Here is an 18,359-nt window from a genome sequence, read left to right as displayed (position 1 = left end):
TAACCCACAGGGGAAAAGGAGGATATTGTCATGCAAATATGGCAAATTGTATTATTGACATTGTATTCAGGTTATCAAATTTTAGATGAGTTGACTATTGTGTCATCAGCTGGTTCACCAGTATTTGCAGGTTTTATTACTGGTTTAATTATGGGGGACTTGAATGTAGGTTTATTCATCGGAGGAAGTTTACAGTTAACAGTGCTAGGTGTAGGAACATTTGGGGGATCTTCTCGTATTGATGCTACATCAGGTGCAGTTTTAGCGACAGCTTTCTCAATTGCAATTCCAGATATGAAACCGGAAGTAGCACTTGCTACAATCGCAGTACCTGTTGCTGCGTTAATGGTTCAAACAGACGTGTTAGGACGTTTCACAACAACATATTTTGCACATCGTATTGATAAACACATTGAAGATTTTAACTATAAAGGAATTGAACGTAATTATTTACTAGGTGCATTGCCTTGGGCATTATCTCGTGCTTTACCAGTATTTTTAGCATTAAGTTTTGGTGTAAATGTTGTAGAGTCAGTAACAAAATATATGAATAGTGAATTGCCTTGGTTAGTTCAAGGGTTAACTGTAGCTGGTGGTGCATTACCAGGTGTCGGTTTTGCCATTTTATTACGTTATTTACCAGTGAAAAAACACTTCCCATATTTAATTGCAGGATTTACAATTACAGCATTATTTACAACACTATTTAGTTATGCAGGTACATTGGGTAACGGTGTAAGTAAATTATTTGGTGCATTACCTAAAGAAGTTGCTGAAAAAGTAGGTGCTTTTGGTGGCGTATTTACTAGTTTACCAATTTTAACTATTGCTCTAATCGGTTTTGCGATTGCTACATTGCATTTCAAAAAAGCTATTGAAGCTCCAAAAGTAGTTACTGCAAGTGCATCAACAGAGGGGGAAATCGACGATGACGAAATCTAATTATAAATTAACAAAAAAAGATATGAATCAAATTAACCGTCGTAGTTTGTTTACATTCCAATGGGGATGGAACTACGAGCGTATGCAAGGGTCAAGTTATTTATACATTATCTTGCCTCAATTACGTAAAATGTACGGAGATGGAACACCTGAATTAAAAGAAATGATGAAAACACACGCACAATTCTTTAATACATCTAACTTCTTCCATACTGTTATTACAGGGATTGATTTAGCTCTAGAAGAAAAAGAAGGTGTTGCTGCTAAAGAAGCTGTTTCAGGGATTAAGACAGGTTTAATGGGGCCATTTGCTTCAATTGGTGATGCTTTATTCGGTTCTATTGTTCCAGCGATTTGTGGAGCTTTGGCGGCTAATATGGCAGTTTCAAATTCTCCAGTAGGTGTGTTCATTTGGATAGCTGTAGCAATGTTAATCAACGTTTTCCGTTGGATTCAATTGGAGATTGCTTATAAAGAGGGCGTTAGTTTAGTGACTACAATGCAATCTCGTTTAACTGCTTTAACAGATGCTGCTGCTGTAATGGGTGTATTCATGGTTGGTGCCTTAGTAGCAACAATGGTTAATGTTAAAATTGCAGCTGTTCCTGAAGTGTACGGAGTTAAAATCAATATTCAAAATTATTTGGATATGGTTTTACCACGCTTATTGCCAGCTTTAGTAACAGGTGGTATTTATTGGTTATTAGGTAAAAAAGGAATGAGCTCAACAAAAGCGATTTTCATCGTTATTGGTATCATCATTGCAGTTAGTGCAATTGGTCATTACGCATTCAATGGAGCAGTTATTTTATCTAAATAATTTAAGAAAAGAGAACATTAATGGGAAAACATTTAATTTTAGTAAGTCACGGAACATTCTGTGAGGAATTAAAAAGAAGTACAGAAATGATTATGGGGCCTCAAGAGATTATCCATACAGTTGCTTTATTACCATCAGAAGGTGCTGAAGATTTTCAAAAGAAATTTGAAGACACAGTTGCTAATTTAGAAGAGTATACAGTGTTGGCTGATCTAATGGGAGGAACACCTTGTAATGTGGCATCACGTTTATTGATGAGTGGAGCTAAATTTGATTTATATGCAGGAATGAATATGCCAATGGTTATTGCGTTTTTAAATAATGAATTGGTCGGTTCATCAGATGATTTAGCTGAAAATGCTAAAGCAAATACAGTTAATGTTAATGCATTATTGAATGCTCAAGATGATGACGATGATGAGTAAACAAGGTCAATTATTTAGGATTTAACATACAAATAGCACGAGATCAATTTGTTTAATGGTTGGTTTCGTGCTATTTTTTGTGTGTACAATAAAGGAAGTAAAAGGAGTTAGGCATTGTCTGAAGCGATAGTTTTAAAATTTTGAGGAATCAACGTTGATTTCCCGAAGGTTCTGTTATTTGGAAATGTCTTTCCCGGTTCTTTGTTTTTATATAAGAAAGTGAGGAAAACCTATTTTTTCATCAATGCTATGTGATAAGTCCTCTGTTTTTTCTTATGATTTATGGGATAAGCAGCTTGTCTAAGTCAAAATGAAGAGATTTAAGGTAAATGTTTATCTATATGATAAAGGGCTAGATAATATGTGAAAAATCATTTTAAATAAAGTAGGTACTCCATTATGATTTAAATATTCATGTATATATCTTAAATTTGTTGATGAGAATGACTGCTTATTTGGTTAGCGATAGACTATTTGATTTATTAATGTTTCACTAAAACTGGTTAGATAGTAATGTAAAATAGTGAAATTTACGCGATACAGTGTTTTTTTACATGAAATGGAGTAGGTATGCCAATTTTAGAATGGCGTATAAATTTACATACATAATCATAAGAAGTAGTTATATTTGTCCAATGATTATATTGGTTATCGTTAGTTTGTAAAAAAGAGTATAGCATTTGAGGTGTATTATGACTTATTTATAATGTATATTTTTTGTATTAATTGTTTTATAAAATATGAGTATGCATGATTTTAATGATTATTCGTTAAAATCTATTGACAATTAGAAGAGTGTATTGTAGAATGGTAAAAGTTATAAAGCTACCAAAGACAGTAGGTGGAGTTTTCCTTAATATCCTACCGAGGGAGATTACGTTCGGAATATTTCTGTATTTCTCTATGTCTTGGGTGATGTAGGGCTTTTTTTATGAAAAGTCTTATCCCAAATTTAATGGAGGTGAAATCATGAGTGAAGCGATTATTGCTAAAAAAGCTGAATTAGTTCAAGAAGTAGCTAAGAAAATTGAAGATGCATCTTCAGTTGTTATTGTTGACTATTTAGGGTTAACAGTTGAGCAAGTAACTAATTTACGTGTTCAATTACGTCAAGCTGGTGTAGAATTTAAAGTATTAAAAAATGGTATTGTACGCCGTGCTGTAGCAGCTAATAATTTAGAAGGTTTAGACGAGGCTTTAATTGGACCAACTGCTGTTGCGTTTTCCAATGAAGATGCAGTTGCGCCTGCAAAAATTATTGCAGAATTTGCTAAGACAGCAGAAGCACTAGAAATTAAAGCTGGTATCGTTGAAGGTAAGGTAACTTCAAAAGCGGAAGTAGAAGCCTTAGCTGCTTTACCAAATCGCGATGGTATGTTGTCAATGTTGTTATCAGTATTACAAGCACCAGTTCGCAATACTGCATTGGTTTTCAAAGCTGTTGCAGAGCAAAAAGAAGAAGTGGCATAATAGAACTTCTTTATTCATTCCTATACAAATATGGGTATAAAAAAATAAAAACATTCGGAGGAATTTATAATGGCATTAAATATTGAACAAATTATTGCAGACATTAAAGAAGCAACAATTTTAGAATTAAACGATTTAGTAAAAGCAATTGAAGAAGAGTTTGGCGTAACAGCAGCAGCTCCAGTAGCTGTAGCAGCAGCAGGTCCTGCAGCAGCAGAAGAAAAAACTGAGTTTGATGTAGAGTTAACAAGCGCTGGAGATGGCAAAATCAAAGTAATCAAAGTTGTTCGCGAAGCAACAGGTTTAGGCTTGAAAGAAGCTAAAGAATTAGTAGATGGTGCTCCATCAATCCTTAAAGAAGGTTTATCAAAAGACGATGCAGAAGCATTGAAAGCTCAATTAGAAGAAGTTGGAGCAACTGTAACATTAAAATAATAGTGTCACAACTAACCTTTAAGAACCGAGTTCTAAGAAAGAACTCGGTTCTTTTGTTTTTATCAAATGTTGTTGGAGCAAAATAGAGGTGTTCCACTGAGTTATACAAAAATAATTAGAGGAAAAAGTTAAGCATCGTTTGAAGTGATATGTTTAAAGTTGCGAAAAATCTTCGTTTATAAATGAAGATTTTTCGCAATTTTTGTTATTTCTAGTTCTGATTTATTAACTGGACAAATAAATAGTTTATATCAAAGAAGGTAATGATTTTATGCGTTTTTTGGCGTGAAATTTTGAGTTTAAAAATTGGAATATATTGCTAGATATTTTCTTGATTTATGACATGAATTTTACGTGATGTGAAGTTTTTTGTTAGTGTTAAAGAAATTGAATGTTTATTCAGTTTTATGATAGGTTTTAAAAGTGTTGTCAGAATATTTTGAGTTTTCTGGTACGTATTTAGCTTAAAAAATACGTAAAAAACATAAATATGTCACGATAAGTATAGGTTGTTTTGGTATGCTATTACATAAAGGAGCAGTATCTATTTGTGGAAAATGGGTAATGTTTTCTACGTTAATAATAAAGACGAGAGGAGATAAAGTGGATAAGAGTACCACTTATGTAAAATTATGTATAGTGATAATAAAAAACATAAAATGTTAAAATATTCTATTCGGAAAGGTAAACTGGGCGTTGGATCCATTGCAATTGCAGCCATTTTATTTGGAGCAAGTATGTATAATGGCGTTACTGTATATGCTGATAATGAAACAGTAGAAGTGCAGTCCGTTGCACAGTCAAGAATTGAAGAATACAGAAAAATGTATCAGACTATTAAAGAATTAGTTGACGACGATTATGGTAACTATAATGATAACATTGGTGATGCACCAGGTGCAGATTTGACAGAGAGATTTGCTGATGCTAACTCATCAGAAGAACTGTTGAAACAAACCTTGATTGAGTTTGTTAATTATGGATTAATTTATGAGAATGGTGAGTATCAATCATTTAAAACAGTAGATGATTTTAAACCGGTACTGGAAGCGAATTATGCCGATGCATTAGAGAAACGTAAGACTGAAAAAATAATGGAAATTGACCAATCCAATGCACCTCAATCTCTTAAAGATAAATATAAGTCAATCATTGGAAAAGAAACTAGTTTAAGAAAAGTTAGAACAGAGATTTTAGACCAATTTAAAAAAGATGTGGCTAATATTCAAAGAGAAGCATTGCAAGCAGACATTGAAAAAGCGAAAGATGAAGTCAATAAATTACCTTATTTAAGAGAGAAAGATAAATATTTAAAACAATTAGATAATGTGTCATCTAAAGATGAAATCACAAATATTTTAAATGAAGCTAAACAAGAAGCAGAACGTGATCAGTTGACTTTTGAAACGGTCGAAAAAATTCGTGAAGAGATTAAAAAATTATCTTATTTGACAAATGAACATAAGGCTCATTATAATTCAGCATTAGATAGTTTAGCTCCATATAATGCTATAAATAATGCGAATTTGTTACTGATAGATGCAAAAAGAGAAAATCGTAAGGCATTGATTAGATTACTTACAGCTGAAAGAACAAAATTTGAAATGACTTTAGCTGAAATAGATAAATTACCTGAAGCTCCAGATAAAGATGACTATAAAATGCAAAAATATTTATGGAAGCATGTTTCTGTATTGGGAAAAGGTAGATTGACACAAATTGACAATGCAAAGAATACAAATTACCTAAATTTACTAGACCCAGAACTTGAAAAGCTATATAAGGATTTACAAGAAGTGCATCTTCAATCTAAAATAGAGCTTTTTACACGTCAAGTAGTACCATACAGAGAAAAATATCCAAATAGACCAAGTATTGAAAAAGAATTTACTAATGGGTTAAAACAAACAAAAGATAATCACTATGGTAGTCTTGAATTAGAAGGTGGACTACGTGATTATGTAGAGAATGTTGCTAGTAAAGCGTTGAATGAGATTAAACGCATTGTCGGAATTATAGACAAAAAAGAGGAAGTTTTAAAAGTTTTAGCTGATTTAGAAAAAGAAGTTTCTAAAAAACCGTTGGTAAATAAATTATTAGACGATTTAGCTAAAATCAAAAATGCTATTATGATCATTGATGATACTGTAGATGGACTGGCAGAGCAATTCCTTGATCAAGCAAGAGATAAAGTTAAAGAGTATGAAAAAGACTACGCAGCATACTTACAAGCTATAGAAAATGGGAAACAGGAAGCTAGACTGTTAATTGATAATCTTTTTAAAAACGGTGGTATGGAAGCAATTGTATTGGCTAACCGATTACAAAGTGAAGTTGATTCATTGAAACAAGCTACTTTATCTGGTGACAAAGATTATAGAACATTTGTTCCAAAAGTTATTGAAAGCATTCGTAAGCAAATAGAGGAATACTTCAGTAAATTAAAACCTTCAACACCACTTGTTCCTAGTATTGTAGAGAGTATTGAAACAGAAACAGTTGAAGTAGACTATCAAGTGAAAGAAATTGAAAATCCTGATTTGCCACAAGGTACACGAAATTTAAAACAAATGGGCGTAAAAGGAGAGCGTACAGTAACATATAAAGTACGTAGACAAGGCGATAAAGTTCTTTCCAGAGAAAAAGTTGATGAAAAGGTAACAAAACTAGTAGTAGACCAATTCGTTGAAATAGGTACTAAAAAGGTACAAATGCCTAAAACGGAAGATGATAACAAGGGAATGGTACCACCAAAACGTGACGATATGCCAGAGGATAAAGGTAATCACGGCATGATGCCAAAACCAGAGGACGACAACAAAGGAATGGTGCCACCAAAACATGATGATATGCCAGAGGATAAAGGTGACAAAGACATGATGCCTAAACCAGAGGGCGATAACAAGGGAATGGTGCCACAAAACCGTGATGACATGCCAAAGGATAAAGGCGACCAAGGTATGATGTCACCTAAACATGACGATATGTCGGAAGATAAAACTAAAAAAGATTCTCAGGAAGATGAAATGTCTAATAATATGTTACCTAAGACAGGAACTGAACAAAGTGCATTACCATTTGTTGGTGGAATGATGTTAAGTACAGGCGTAATTTTAAGAAGAACTCGCCGTCGTAGAGCAAGATAATACTATTATTAAAAATAAAAAGTATAAAAATCATCAAGAATGTCAAGAATATGATATACATTCTTTTGACTTATAATAAGCAGGGACTCCTGTTTTGATTAATCGTGTTGACGAACATTTATCTCGTCAACACGATTATTTTTATAACAAGTAGAATTATAATGAGTTCAGTCATGTTTGGAAACGGTGCTATATAAGGTGGAATCTTTTATAAAAAGAATGTTATATACAATATAGTGATAAATGTATTAGTCTATTAAACTAAAAAATGTTATTGAGTTGTAGTAAATACGAATGTTGAATGGTCGAGCGGCAATTGACGTTTAAGCCCACAACATAAACGAAAGGATTTTGTCCTGTGTTGCATGGTATGTTAATTTGTAATAAGATATGTGTTTAGAATGTACATTAAGTGAGATGACAGAATAAATACTTTTTTGTGTTCATTTTTTATAGATATTGCTATAATAGAGGGAAAGGAGCCAATTGTGTGGATACTGTACTAACCAATATATGTATGCTACAAGATGCTTACCAAAAAATGTTTCTCCAATAATAGAGTAAGCAGTTAAGCATGGCTGACCTTAAAAAAAGTGTTCAGAATATCTTTTCGTTTGTAAGGTATATCTGTTTTATAACAGGCAAGTATTGTGAAGAAGTTGGAACAATGATATGAGAGAGTAGGTGAAGTATGGCGAAAATTCAGGAATTATCTGCTTTATTAGCTGACCAAATAGCTGCAGGGGAAGTTGTTGAAAGACCTGCTTCAGTAGTTAAAGAATTGGTAGAGAATGCTATTGATGCACATAGTACACAGATTGATGTCATCATTGAAGAAGCGGGATTAAAGAAAATTCGAGTCATTGATAATGGGGATGGTATAGAACCGGAAGATGCGTTGATAGCATTCAAACGGCATGCAACAAGTAAGTTGTATTCTAGAGAAGATTTATTCCGTATTAAAACATTAGGGTTCCGTGGAGAAGCATTGCCAAGTATTGCTTCTGTTTCTCACATGACATTAGAAACATCTACTGGAGATAATATAGGCACATACGTGTATTTAAAGGCAGGGAAAGTTGAGGAACATCGTGCTCATTCAGCTAGAAAAGGAACGAGTTTGAGTGTGGAACAGTTATTTTTCAATACACCTGCAAGATTAAAATTTGTTAGTTCTTTACAAAGAGAAACAGCGAATATTGCAGATTTAATCAATCGACTAGCTTTGTCACACCCACACATTTCATTTTCGTTATTGAGTGATGGGCATCGTTTAATAAAAACGCTTGGAAATGGACAGCTTCAACAGACTATTGCCGGAGTTTATACACCAGCGATTGCTCGTAGCATGAAAGCATTTAGTCATCAAAATTTAGATTTTAAGATTTCTGGATTTACAAGTTTACCGGAATTAACACGATCCAATCGAAATTATATGTCGATTTTTATTAATGGACGATACGTTAAAAACTATGCCATCAATAATGCGATTATTGACGGATACGAGTCAAAACTTATGGTTGGACGTTTTCCAATTACGGTGATAAATATTGAGATGGATTATAGTTTAGTTGATGTAAATGTTCATCCCACTAAGCAGCAAGTGCGTATCAGTCAGGAAAAAGAGTTGGCACTGCTCATTAAAGAGGCTATTAGTCAAGTCATGAATACTACTGTTAGAATTCCCTCTAGTTTACCTAAACGTTTTTCAACAGAGGTAGAACAAGTTCAGCTGCAATTTGACACACACACTGCTTCAGATATGAATCGTCCAGAAACCGTAGTGGATAACTTGTTGACTCGAACTGAACAATTAATACAACAGGAAGATTACCCTCTAGTTAATGATGTTAAATATCAAAATAAACTTAAAAACGAGGAATTCATTTCTGAACAGAATGTTTACTACGATCATCAGAATAAGAGCCTACCAGAAAACCAGTTTGCACACTCAAATGGAGTGGTACAATGTCAACAGATGACAAAGGAGCAATACAACCAGCATGAAAAACAACATGGTACAGGCTCTTCCGATCAATGTGTAGATCTAAACGGAGATAAGCCTTTTAATCAAAGTTCAACACAAAATGGTAAGCACTCTATCCAGTATGCAGAACCAAACGAAGTGGAGCATTCTGGACAATATTTAGGAGAGGTGCAAGAACAACACAAAGTACTAAGATGCAATGACGAGCTAGAAAAAGAAAACACATTTCCTGAATTGCATTATTTTGGACAAATGCATGGAACGTATTTGTTTGCTGAAAATGAACATGGATTATATATTGTGGATCAACATGCTGCTCAAGAACGTATAAAATATGAATATTACCGTGTAGAAATTGGGAAAGTAGGTACCCAACAACAAGGCTTATTAGTGCCGATTGTACTGCATTATCCAGCAAATGAATATATGTTGATTTGTCAATTGCAAAAGCAATTAGAGGATATTCATTTATATATTAAAGATTTTGGACAAAATAGTTTCTTATTGGAAGAGCACCCAACATGGATAAAAGATGATGTAGAGCAAACTGTTCGAGATTTGATTGCAACATTGTTAGATACAGGCAGTGTATCTATTGCTAAATTTAGAGAGGATACAGCGATTATGATGAGCTGCAAGAAATCAATTAAAGCCAATCATTATTTAGATGATGAACAAGCTAGAACGTTATTAGCTGACTTATCATTATGCCAAAATCCATATAATTGTCCACACGGCAGGCCAGTTTTAATCCATTTGACAAATACGGATATGGAAAAAATGTTTAAACGTATTCAAGATAGATAAGGAGATTATTATGCAAGTGTATACACATCCAACATGTTCAACATGTAAAAGAGCATTGAAATGGCTAGATACACATCATATAGCGTATCAAAGTGTTGATATTCGTCAACAAGCCCCTAGTAGTGAATTTTTTATTCAGCAAGTAGAAAAAGGTGTGCCGTTAACGAAAATGATGAATACATCAGGACAGTTATATCGTGAGTTAGGGTTGAAAGAAAAAGTAAAAGATATGACACATGAGCAAATTGCACATTTGTTATCTACAGAGGGTATGCTTGTTAAGCGCCCAGTGATGATATGTGGAGATAGAGTATCTTTTGGTGCAAATGAAACTATTTTAGAGGAGGTGTGGTTAACATGAGATATAGTGAAAATGGATTTTGGGTCCAGCCTGTTGAAAATAATAGGTATCGTATCGGATTATCTGCTAAAGGACAAGACGATTTAGGAGATATTAGTTTTTTTGAATTAGTATCTACAGATACAATTTCAACACAAGAGCCATTTATTGCAGTTGAGGCCTCTAAGGCTGTGAGCGATTTAGTGGCACCTATGGACAATGGGAAAATTACTGCTATTCATGAACGATTAAGTGAACAACCAGAGTTATTGAACAGTCCAGAATTAGAAGATAATTGGATAGTTGAAGTATCTGGTGATCTAGAAAAAGCATATTTAGCATTAAATCAAACAGATGGTCTATGCCATCAATGTCAACAATAATAATTAGTGAAAGAGGTTAAAGTATGTTAGCACGTTATACACGTCCAGAAATGGCTAAAATTTGGTCAGAAGAAAATCGTTATCAAAGTTGGTTAGAAGTTGAAATATTAGCAGATGAAGCATGGTCAATTTTAGGCGAAATTCCTAAGGAAGATGTTCAAAAAATTAGAGAGAATGCAACATTTACAATTCAACGTATTCTAGAGATTGAAGAGGAAACACGCCATGATGTTGTGGCGTTCACACGTGCGGTATCAGAATCATTAGGTGAAGAGAAAAAATGGGTACACTACGGATTAACAAGTACTGATGTTGTTGATACAGCTTATGGGTATCAATTAAAGCAAGCAAATGATATTTTACGAAAAGATTTATCTAATTTCTTAGAAATTTTACGTGAGAAAGCGTTAGAACACAAATACACGGTATGTATGGGAAGAACACACGGCGTACATGCTGAACCTACAACATTTGGCTTGAAAATGGCACGTTGGTATTCTGAAATGAAACGTAATATTGAACGTTTTGAACGTGCTGCTAAAGGCGTTGAAGCAGGAAAAATTAGTGGAGCAGTTGGAACTTTTGCAAATATCCCTCCGTTTGTTGAACAGTATGTCTGTGAAAAATTAGGTATTCGTGCTCAAGAAGTCTCTACACAAGTGTTGCCACGTGATTTACATGCTGAATATATGAGTACACTTGCCTTAATTGCAACGAGTATTGAAAATTTTGCCACAGAAATCCGTGGATTACAAAAATCAGAAACACGTGAAGTAGAGGAATTTTTTGCTAAAGGTCAAAAAGGATCTTCAGCTATGCCTCATAAACGTAATCCGATTGGTTCAGAAAATATGGTAGGTATTGCAAGAGTCATTCGTGGACACATGGTAACAGCCTTTGAAAATGTGACTTTATGGCATGAACGTGATATTTCGCATTCTTCAGCAGAGCGCATGATTTTACCAGATAGCACAGCATTGTTGAATTATATGTTGAATCGTTTTGGAAATATTGTTAAGCAATTAACTGTATTCCCTGAAAACATGAAACGTAATATGGACGCAACGTTTGGACTTATTTATTCTCAACGTGTGTTATTAAAATTAATTGACAAAGGTATGAGTAGAGAACAAGCCTACGATTTGGTTCAACCATGCACAGCAAAAGCATGGGATAATCAAATTGCATTCCGTCCAATTGTTGAAAATCAACCAGAGATTATGGCGGTGTTAACTAAAGAAGATTTAGATGATGCGTTTGATTATCATTATCATTTGAGTGGAGTAGATACTATTTTTGAACGTGTAGGGTTAAACTAATATTGGATTGAATGCAGTCAAACTAAAAAATCGGTGTTTATCACGTTTAGTGGCTAGTGCATACCTTTAATGTAGCAATTTAGAGGGATGTGCTAGCCTTATAGACATGTTATCAAACAAAATTGGAACAGGTAGGAAAGAGTATGCAAGAAAAAATGAGTTTTGAGGACATTTTGCCATTGATTAAAGCAGGCAAAAAGGTGGTAAGAACAGGTTGGAAAGGCGGAGAATTGTTCATTCAAAAACAAGATACTTTGCCGCATGTAGATAAATCAACACCATACTTAGTGATAAAAACAGAAAGTGGCTATTATAGTATGTTCAATCCAACTGTTTGTGATGTATTTGCAACAGACTGGATTGTGGTAGAAGATGATGTTTAAGTGTAAAACGGTATTAGTTACAGGAGCATCTTCTGGTATCGGGAAAGCTCAGGCGGAATTATTTTTAGAGCATGGAGCATGTGTTGTCGGAGTGGATAAACAAGATGCAAAGATTTGTCATGTAAACTACACACATATTCAAGCAGATGTAACATGTGTAGAGCAGGTTAACCAATTGCCAACATCTATTGACATTTTAGTGAATAGTGCAGGTATTTTGGACGATTACTTGCCAAGTGACTCCACAAGTTTAGAATTGTGGAAAAAAATTATAGATACAAATGTGACGAGTATGTTTTTGGTCACAAATCATCTATTGCCAAGTATGTTAGAGAGACAAAGTGGAATTATTGTGAACATGGCATCTATTGCAGGACTACTGGCAGGTGGTGGAGGTGCTGCCTATACGGCGAGTAAACATGCTGTTGTGGGGTACACGAAGCAACTAGCGTATGATTATGCTGCTAAAGGTATTCGAATTAATGCCTTAGCTCCGGGAGCCATTAAAACTGCAATGACAGCTAAGGATTTTGCAGGGGACGGTGCTCTTGCCAAATGGGTAGCCGAACAAACTCCGTTAAAAAGATGGGGGGAGCCTATTGAAATTGCACAAGCTACGTTGTTTTTGGCTGGAGAGCAAGCCAGTTTTATGCACGGTCAAGTTTTAGTGCTAGATGGTGGTTGGTCATTAAGTTAAACAATGTAAAGGAGTGGTTATTAATGTGTGTTGACATAAAAGAATGTGCATTAAATCAGGTGGAGTTGTTACAACAAGTATGCCAAGAAACGTTTAAAGATACTTTCGGTGAATTTAATACTCCCGAAGATATGGAGAACCATTTGCAAAATGCATATACTATTGAAAAATTAACAAATAGTTTACAAAATGAAAAAACGTGGGTATATTTGATTTATAAAGATGAACAAGTTGCAGGGTATTTGAAGTTAAATTGCGATGATGCCCAAAGTGAACCTATGGGAGAGGATACTTTGGAAATAGAATGTATTTATATTCGTATGCCTTTTAAACGACAAGGTTTAGGTCAATTATTATTCAATCATGCTGTAAATAAAGCAAAAGAACTTGGGAAAACTAAAATTTGGTTAGGTGTCTGGGAATATAATCAACCAGCAATTGCATTTTATCAGTCTTTAGGATTTAAACAAAATGGCTCACATTCATTTTGGGTAGGTCAAGATGAACAAATAGACTACATTATGGAAAAAATTTTAGATTAAGCATAATTTAAGGTATAACTTATATACTTTAGACAAGTTAAAGGAAACCCTTTAACGAGTAAAGTAAAAACCCTAAATATTTTTTCATTAATATATCCCCTTTGCTAAAAATCCTCTTGGTTGTGCAGGAGGATTTTTAGTGTGCATAAAAATCATTTTTTAAAGGATATAGCTAGGGGATTAGAGATGCATAGAGGCATATTTATATCAGATAAAAAATGTGGTATTTGTACGTCCACATGTAAAGTCATTTTTTTGAAAATTTGTATGTGGTGTTAATGTTACATTAAAAGTGTTGATGTATCTTGTGGGTATTCTCTAGTTGAGTTTACATGACAGAGAGTTTGATGTAAGAATAGGACGAAAAAGTAAGATGTGACATGTCTTTGATTTGAGTAAAATGCCATGTATTAAACTGAGTATAAAAAGACGTTTCAATGATTGATGTGAAAAGAATAAACGGGATAATAATAGGTGTCTGGAAAAATAGCGTATAAACATATTGCCAAGGATACAATAATATGATATTATAAATCGTAATCTTTCCAATTTACAAAGTGTATTGTAGTTGGTCAGTTTATATTTTATACATAAAGGAAGACATATCATGAAAAAAATAATGCAGTCTATTTTGGCGATATTAGTGTTGTGCTTAGCAGCTTGCCAAAATCAACAAAAAATAACTGAACAAGGAACACATTCTACTGAACATCAACAGACAAAACTATCTGTTGTAACGAGTTTTTATCCTGTCTATTATATGACAAAAGAAATTTCTGGAGAGCATGCACAGGTTAGTATGCTTATTCAAGGTAATATAGAGCCACATGATTATGAGCCAAGTGCTAAAAATATTGCTGATATTGATAAAGCAGATTTATTTATCTATAGTAGTGAGTATATGGAAACATGGGCAAAGAAAATTGAAGAGAGCTTAGGTTCTGATAAGAAAGTCATGTTTGTGGCATCTGGAAAAGATGTTGAATTTATAGAGAGTGAGCATCATGAACATGAACACGGTGAAAGTAACAGCCAACACGATGAAGAACATGAGCATAGTGTAGATCCACATATTTGGTTAGATCCAACATTAGCGAAAACGCAAGTAAATACAATTACACAAGCGTTAATTCAAGTAGATCCAGAACATAAAGCAGATTATGAAAACAATCAAAAACAATTGCTAGAAAAATTAGATGCTCTAGTTAAAGAATACGATACTTTAAAAAGTGTGCAACAAAAACGATTTGTGACACAACATGAAGCATTCGGATATATTGCAGAACGTTATAATTTGGAACAAATTACGGTAACTGGATTGCAAAATCAAGAGCCTTCTGCACAAGCAATTGCACAAGTTATTGATGAAATTAAAGAACATCAGTTATCTGCTATTTACGTTGAGGCAGCACAATCTAGTGTAATCGCACAAGCAGTGGCTAGTCAAACGGGGGTTCGTATCGAGCAACTGTATACAATGGAAACTGCCGTTGATGGCAAAGATTATTTAGAGATGCTTAAAGAAAATATTCAGGCATTAAAAACAACGTTGAAGTAGTATAATGTGGTAAACATTTTCCTAGTGTATTAGGCTAATAGAAAATAAGATAATATCAACTTTTGGGGGTTGGTATAACAAACATTACAACGCTAAAAGTAAGATGTAGGGAATGGATAGCTATTTAAGCATTCTGCGTTAGTGAGTGAAATTTATCTGTTATAATAAGGTGAAAGGTTGAGAAAAGGGTTAAATATGGAAAGTGAGTGAAGAAATCTATATTGCTCGCCTTATTTAATTCCTTTTACCTCGCCTTATTTTTGGAAGGTGAGAAAAATGAGTTATATTGATGTTAAACAGGTTGCATTTGCTTATGACAAAGAACAAGTGCTAACAAATATATCATTTACTGTAAATCCTGGCGAATTTGTCATTTTGACAGGAGAAAATGGAGCGGCCAAGTCTACGTTATTGAAATTAATTTTAGGTTTATTGAAAGTAAAGCAAGGGCAAATTGTGGTTCAAACTAAAAATCAATTTGGACAAAAGATGTTGATCGGATATGCTCCACAACAAATTGCCTCGTTCAATGTAGGGTTTCCTAGTCAAGTGTATGAATTGGTGGCATCTGGACGCTATCCAAACGGAAGATGGTTTAAAAAGTTAGATGCACATGATAAAGAACATATTGAAAAGGCGTTAAAATCTGTTGGCATGTGGGAGATGCGACATAAAAAAATTGGAGATTTATCTGGTGGGCAAAAACAACGTATTTTTTTGGCGAGATTATTTGCGACAGATCCAGATATTTTCATATTAGATGAACCGACAACAGGAATGGATAGCAAGTCTAGAAAACAATTTTATGATTTGTTGAAACATAGCTGTCAACATCATCAAAAAGCTGTTTTGATGGTCACACACGAAGATGGATTATTAGACACGTACGTTGACAAACATATTCATTTAGTCAGAGAGGAGAATTTGCCATGGAGATGTTTCAGTATGACTTCATGCAAAGAGCGTTCGTAGCAGCACTTTGTATTGCCGTTATGGCTCCGATTATTGGGCTACTTTTGTTGTTAAGAAGGCAGTCTTTGTTGGCTGATACATTGTCACATATTTCACTTTCGGGTGTTGCTTTAGGATTGATTTTACATGTATCGCCTACTTTGATGACAATGGTAATTGTTGTTGTTGCAGCAGTATTAATTGAATATTTAAGACAAGTGTATAAGTCCTATTCAGAGGTTTCAGTTGCTATTTTAATGGCAACAGGGTTGGCGGTAGCGTTATTATTAATGCATCTTAAACCAGTAGGAGCAAATAGTTTGAAAGTTGAGCAATATTTATTTGGTTCTCTTGTTATTGTATCATCAGAGCAAGTGGTTATTTTAGTTGGATTGGCATTTACGATTGCACTATTATATAGCATCTTTAAACGACCTTTGTATGTACTACTTTTTGATGAGGACACTGCCTATACAACAGGACTTCCTGTTCGTTTAATGTCTGTATTGTTTACAGTTATTGTTGGATTAGCCATTAGTGTGATGATGCCGATTGCTGGAGCATTGCTTGTTGCCTCAATTCTTATTCTACCAACTGCTATTGCGATGCGCTTTGCCAAAAACTTTACGAGTGTTATTTTGTGGGCAATGATGATTAGTATTGTTGGCATGTTTGGTGGGCTGTACACATCTTATCATTATGACACACCACCTGGGGCAACGATTACTTTGCTTTTCGTGTGTATCTTAATTGGTGTTACTTTAATTATGGCTCTTTACAAATGGTTAGTGCAAAATAAAGAACACCAAAAAAATATGGAGGAATAGTCAGATGAAACTATTAAAACCAATGTGGCTAGTAAAAGATATTGTGACGTTAACTCCTGAAGATTTTCAAAAACTCGGTGTTAGAACGATTTTTATTGATGTGGATAATACGTTAATCGCTTTGGATAATCCGTTTCATAATCAAGATATGCAAACATGGGTCAAAGCATTGCAAGCAAAACATATTGAGGTTGTTGCTTTGTCTAACAATACGACAAAACATGTGCAGACATTGGTTGAACCATTTGGTATTCCGTTTGTAGCCAATGCAAAAAAACCGACGTTATTAGGGTTAAAAAAAGCAATGGCGTGTGTGCAAGCAAAAAAAGAGTATAGTATTCTTATTGGAGATCAGCTCTTTACAGATATTTTGGCAGGAAATCGTATGGGAATACGCACAATATTAGTCAAGTCTTTAGGTAAAAAAGATTTGTTTGCAACAAAAATCATTCGTAATATAGAAAAAAGAGTGCTAGGGTATATATGCCGTAAGTATCATTTAAATTGGCGATAATGGAAAGTTGATACTATACACTAGACTAGAGAATATGAGTAAACATAAGATAATATCATCAGTGAAAAAGATAAGTGTACACAAAAAATAGCGAATTTTATGGGCTTTCATCAACTTATGTGGTTCTATGTCAAATAGGGTTGATGAGACTGTTATGCACTTAAGTGTATAACAGTCTTTTCATCACTAGAAAACAATTTTAGCATTAACAAAATACGTGCTCTAAAATAAGTAAATGACCGATAGCCAAAAGCATTCCGTTTTAATACTTTAATCTTATTATTTAATCCCTCAATAGATCCATTTGATAATTGTGGGGCATTGAATGTATTGTGAATATAAGGCAATAATCGTTTAAATGTGCCTATCTGACGGCGTAACCCAAGCGCAATAGACTGATTTCTTGCTGACAATAATAGCTCATCAAACTGCAATTTATCTCCTTGTCTAATCGCTTCAAGTAAATCATGCATCAACTCGTAACTATTTTTCAACACTTCATCATGCGACAATAAATAAGTCACAATATTTTGTGTGTTTGTTAGTGTTTTAAATAGGGGCATTTTAGTATATATTTGTGCATTTAACTTATCTGGTGATAGTAAAAATAACTTCCAATATCTTTTGAATTGATTATATAATGGGCGATTATGAACTTTATACCGATTCATAACACTAACCCGATACCGGTTTAATTCACGAGTTAAAGCTTGAACCAAATGAAATTTATCTATATGTATAGCCGCATTTGGGAAATATGTCTTTATAAAAGATATATATGGGAAAGACATGTCAATGGTAATCGTTTTAACC

The 18,359-nt window shown here is 34.0% G+C and carries 18 protein-coding genes and 1 other annotated feature; of the genes, 17 read left to right on the top strand and 1 reads right to left on the bottom strand.

What is annotated here, in order from left to right; all coding sequences use genetic code 11:
• The first annotated feature begins 30 nt into the window (after positions 1-30).
• The 17 genes from E4T68_RS02485 (at position 31) to E4T68_RS02405 (ending at position 17,546) form a co-directional block, all read left to right on the top strand.
• Positions 31-942 (top strand): PTS sugar transporter subunit IIC, encoded by a 912-nt coding sequence (locus E4T68_RS02485; protein WP_135123789.1) that lies wholly within the window; start codon positions 31-33, stop codon positions 940-942.
• Positions 929-1,762, top strand: a complete 834-nt coding sequence (locus E4T68_RS02480) for a PTS system mannose/fructose/sorbose family transporter subunit IID (protein WP_135123787.1) — start codon at positions 929-931, stop codon at positions 1,760-1,762. Before E4T68_RS02485 ends, E4T68_RS02480 begins: the two co-directional genes overlap by 14 nt.
• A 20-nt stretch (positions 1,763-1,782) precedes the next feature.
• A complete protein-coding gene (locus E4T68_RS02475) occupies positions 1,783-2,187 on the top strand; it encodes a PTS sugar transporter subunit IIA (RefSeq protein WP_135123785.1) in 405 nt (134 codons plus the stop codon).
• Between the two features lie 810 nt (positions 2,188-2,997).
• Positions 2,998-3,126, top strand: a sequence feature (ribosomal protein L10 leader region).
• 30 nt (positions 3,127-3,156) lie between these two features.
• Positions 3,157-3,657: a 50S ribosomal protein L10 gene (rplJ, locus tag E4T68_RS02470; RefSeq protein ID WP_135123783.1), complete on the top strand. Its 501-nt coding sequence runs from the start codon at positions 3,157-3,159 to the stop codon at positions 3,655-3,657.
• A gap of 69 nt (positions 3,658-3,726) precedes the next feature.
• On the top strand, positions 3,727-4,092 hold the full coding sequence (rplL, locus tag E4T68_RS02465) for a 50S ribosomal protein L7/L12 (RefSeq protein WP_135123781.1): 366 nt from the start codon (positions 3,727-3,729) through the stop codon (positions 4,090-4,092).
• A gap of 632 nt (positions 4,093-4,724) precedes the next feature.
• On the top strand, positions 4,725-7,238 hold the full coding sequence (locus tag E4T68_RS02460) for a GAG-binding domain-containing protein (protein WP_135123779.1): 2,514 nt from the start codon (positions 4,725-4,727) through the stop codon (positions 7,236-7,238).
• A gap of 691 nt (positions 7,239-7,929) precedes the next feature.
• Positions 7,930-10,032 carry a DNA mismatch repair endonuclease MutL gene (mutL, locus tag E4T68_RS02455; protein WP_135123777.1) on the top strand — a complete coding sequence of 701 codons (2,103 nt, stop codon included), beginning with the start codon at positions 7,930-7,932 and terminating at the stop codon, positions 10,030-10,032.
• Positions 10,033-10,042: 10 nt separating this feature from the next.
• Positions 10,043-10,393 (top strand): Spx/MgsR family RNA polymerase-binding regulatory protein, encoded by a 351-nt coding sequence (locus E4T68_RS02450; RefSeq protein WP_135123775.1) that lies wholly within the window; start codon positions 10,043-10,045, stop codon positions 10,391-10,393.
• On the top strand, positions 10,390-10,755 hold the full coding sequence (locus tag E4T68_RS02445; RefSeq protein ID WP_135123773.1) for a glycine cleavage system protein H: 366 nt from the start codon (positions 10,390-10,392) through the stop codon (positions 10,753-10,755). The genes E4T68_RS02450 and E4T68_RS02445 overlap by 4 nt, the downstream gene beginning before the upstream one ends.
• A gap of 23 nt (positions 10,756-10,778) precedes the next feature.
• Positions 10,779-12,074, top strand: a complete 1,296-nt coding sequence (purB, locus tag E4T68_RS02440; RefSeq protein ID WP_135123771.1) for an adenylosuccinate lyase — start codon at positions 10,779-10,781, stop codon at positions 12,072-12,074.
• Positions 12,075-12,196: 122 nt separating this feature from the next.
• Positions 12,197-12,457: a DUF2829 domain-containing protein gene (locus E4T68_RS02435; protein WP_371682784.1), complete on the top strand. Its 261-nt coding sequence runs from the start codon at positions 12,197-12,199 to the stop codon at positions 12,455-12,457.
• Positions 12,447-13,154: a 3-oxoacyl-ACP reductase gene (locus E4T68_RS02430; RefSeq protein ID WP_135123769.1), complete on the top strand. Its 708-nt coding sequence runs from the start codon at positions 12,447-12,449 to the stop codon at positions 13,152-13,154. The genes E4T68_RS02435 and E4T68_RS02430 overlap by 11 nt, the downstream gene beginning before the upstream one ends.
• Before the next feature lie 23 nt (positions 13,155-13,177).
• Entirely contained in the window at positions 13,178-13,696 is a 519-nt protein-coding gene (locus tag E4T68_RS02425; protein WP_135123767.1) for a GNAT family N-acetyltransferase, read from the top strand.
• A gap of 607 nt (positions 13,697-14,303) precedes the next feature.
• Positions 14,304-15,254 (top strand): metal ABC transporter solute-binding protein, Zn/Mn family, encoded by a 951-nt coding sequence (locus tag E4T68_RS02420; RefSeq protein ID WP_135123766.1) that lies wholly within the window; start codon positions 14,304-14,306, stop codon positions 15,252-15,254.
• 276 nt (positions 15,255-15,530) lie between these two features.
• Positions 15,531-16,226: a metal ABC transporter ATP-binding protein gene (locus E4T68_RS02415; RefSeq protein WP_135123764.1), complete on the top strand. Its 696-nt coding sequence runs from the start codon at positions 15,531-15,533 to the stop codon at positions 16,224-16,226.
• Positions 16,184-17,032: a metal ABC transporter permease gene (locus E4T68_RS02410; protein WP_135123762.1), complete on the top strand. Its 849-nt coding sequence runs from the start codon at positions 16,184-16,186 to the stop codon at positions 17,030-17,032. Before E4T68_RS02415 ends, E4T68_RS02410 begins: the two co-directional genes overlap by 43 nt.
• A gap of 4 nt (positions 17,033-17,036) precedes the next feature.
• A complete protein-coding gene (locus E4T68_RS02405) occupies positions 17,037-17,546 on the top strand; it encodes a YqeG family HAD IIIA-type phosphatase (protein ID WP_135123760.1) in 510 nt (169 codons plus the stop codon).
• A 152-nt stretch (positions 17,547-17,698) separates the two neighbouring features.
• Here E4T68_RS02405 and E4T68_RS02400 read toward each other — a convergent pair.
• A partial coding sequence (locus E4T68_RS02400; protein WP_167753779.1) for a transposase occupies positions 17,699-18,359 on the bottom strand: 661 nt, incomplete at its 5' end.

The sequence above is a fragment of the Granulicatella sp. WM01 genome (assembly GCF_004570605.1).
In the GTDB taxonomy this organism is placed as follows: Bacteria; Bacillota; Bacilli; order Lactobacillales; family Aerococcaceae; genus WM01.
The sequence above is the reverse complement of the archived record's forward strand: the minus strand, read 5'-3'. Positions and strand labels throughout refer to the sequence as shown.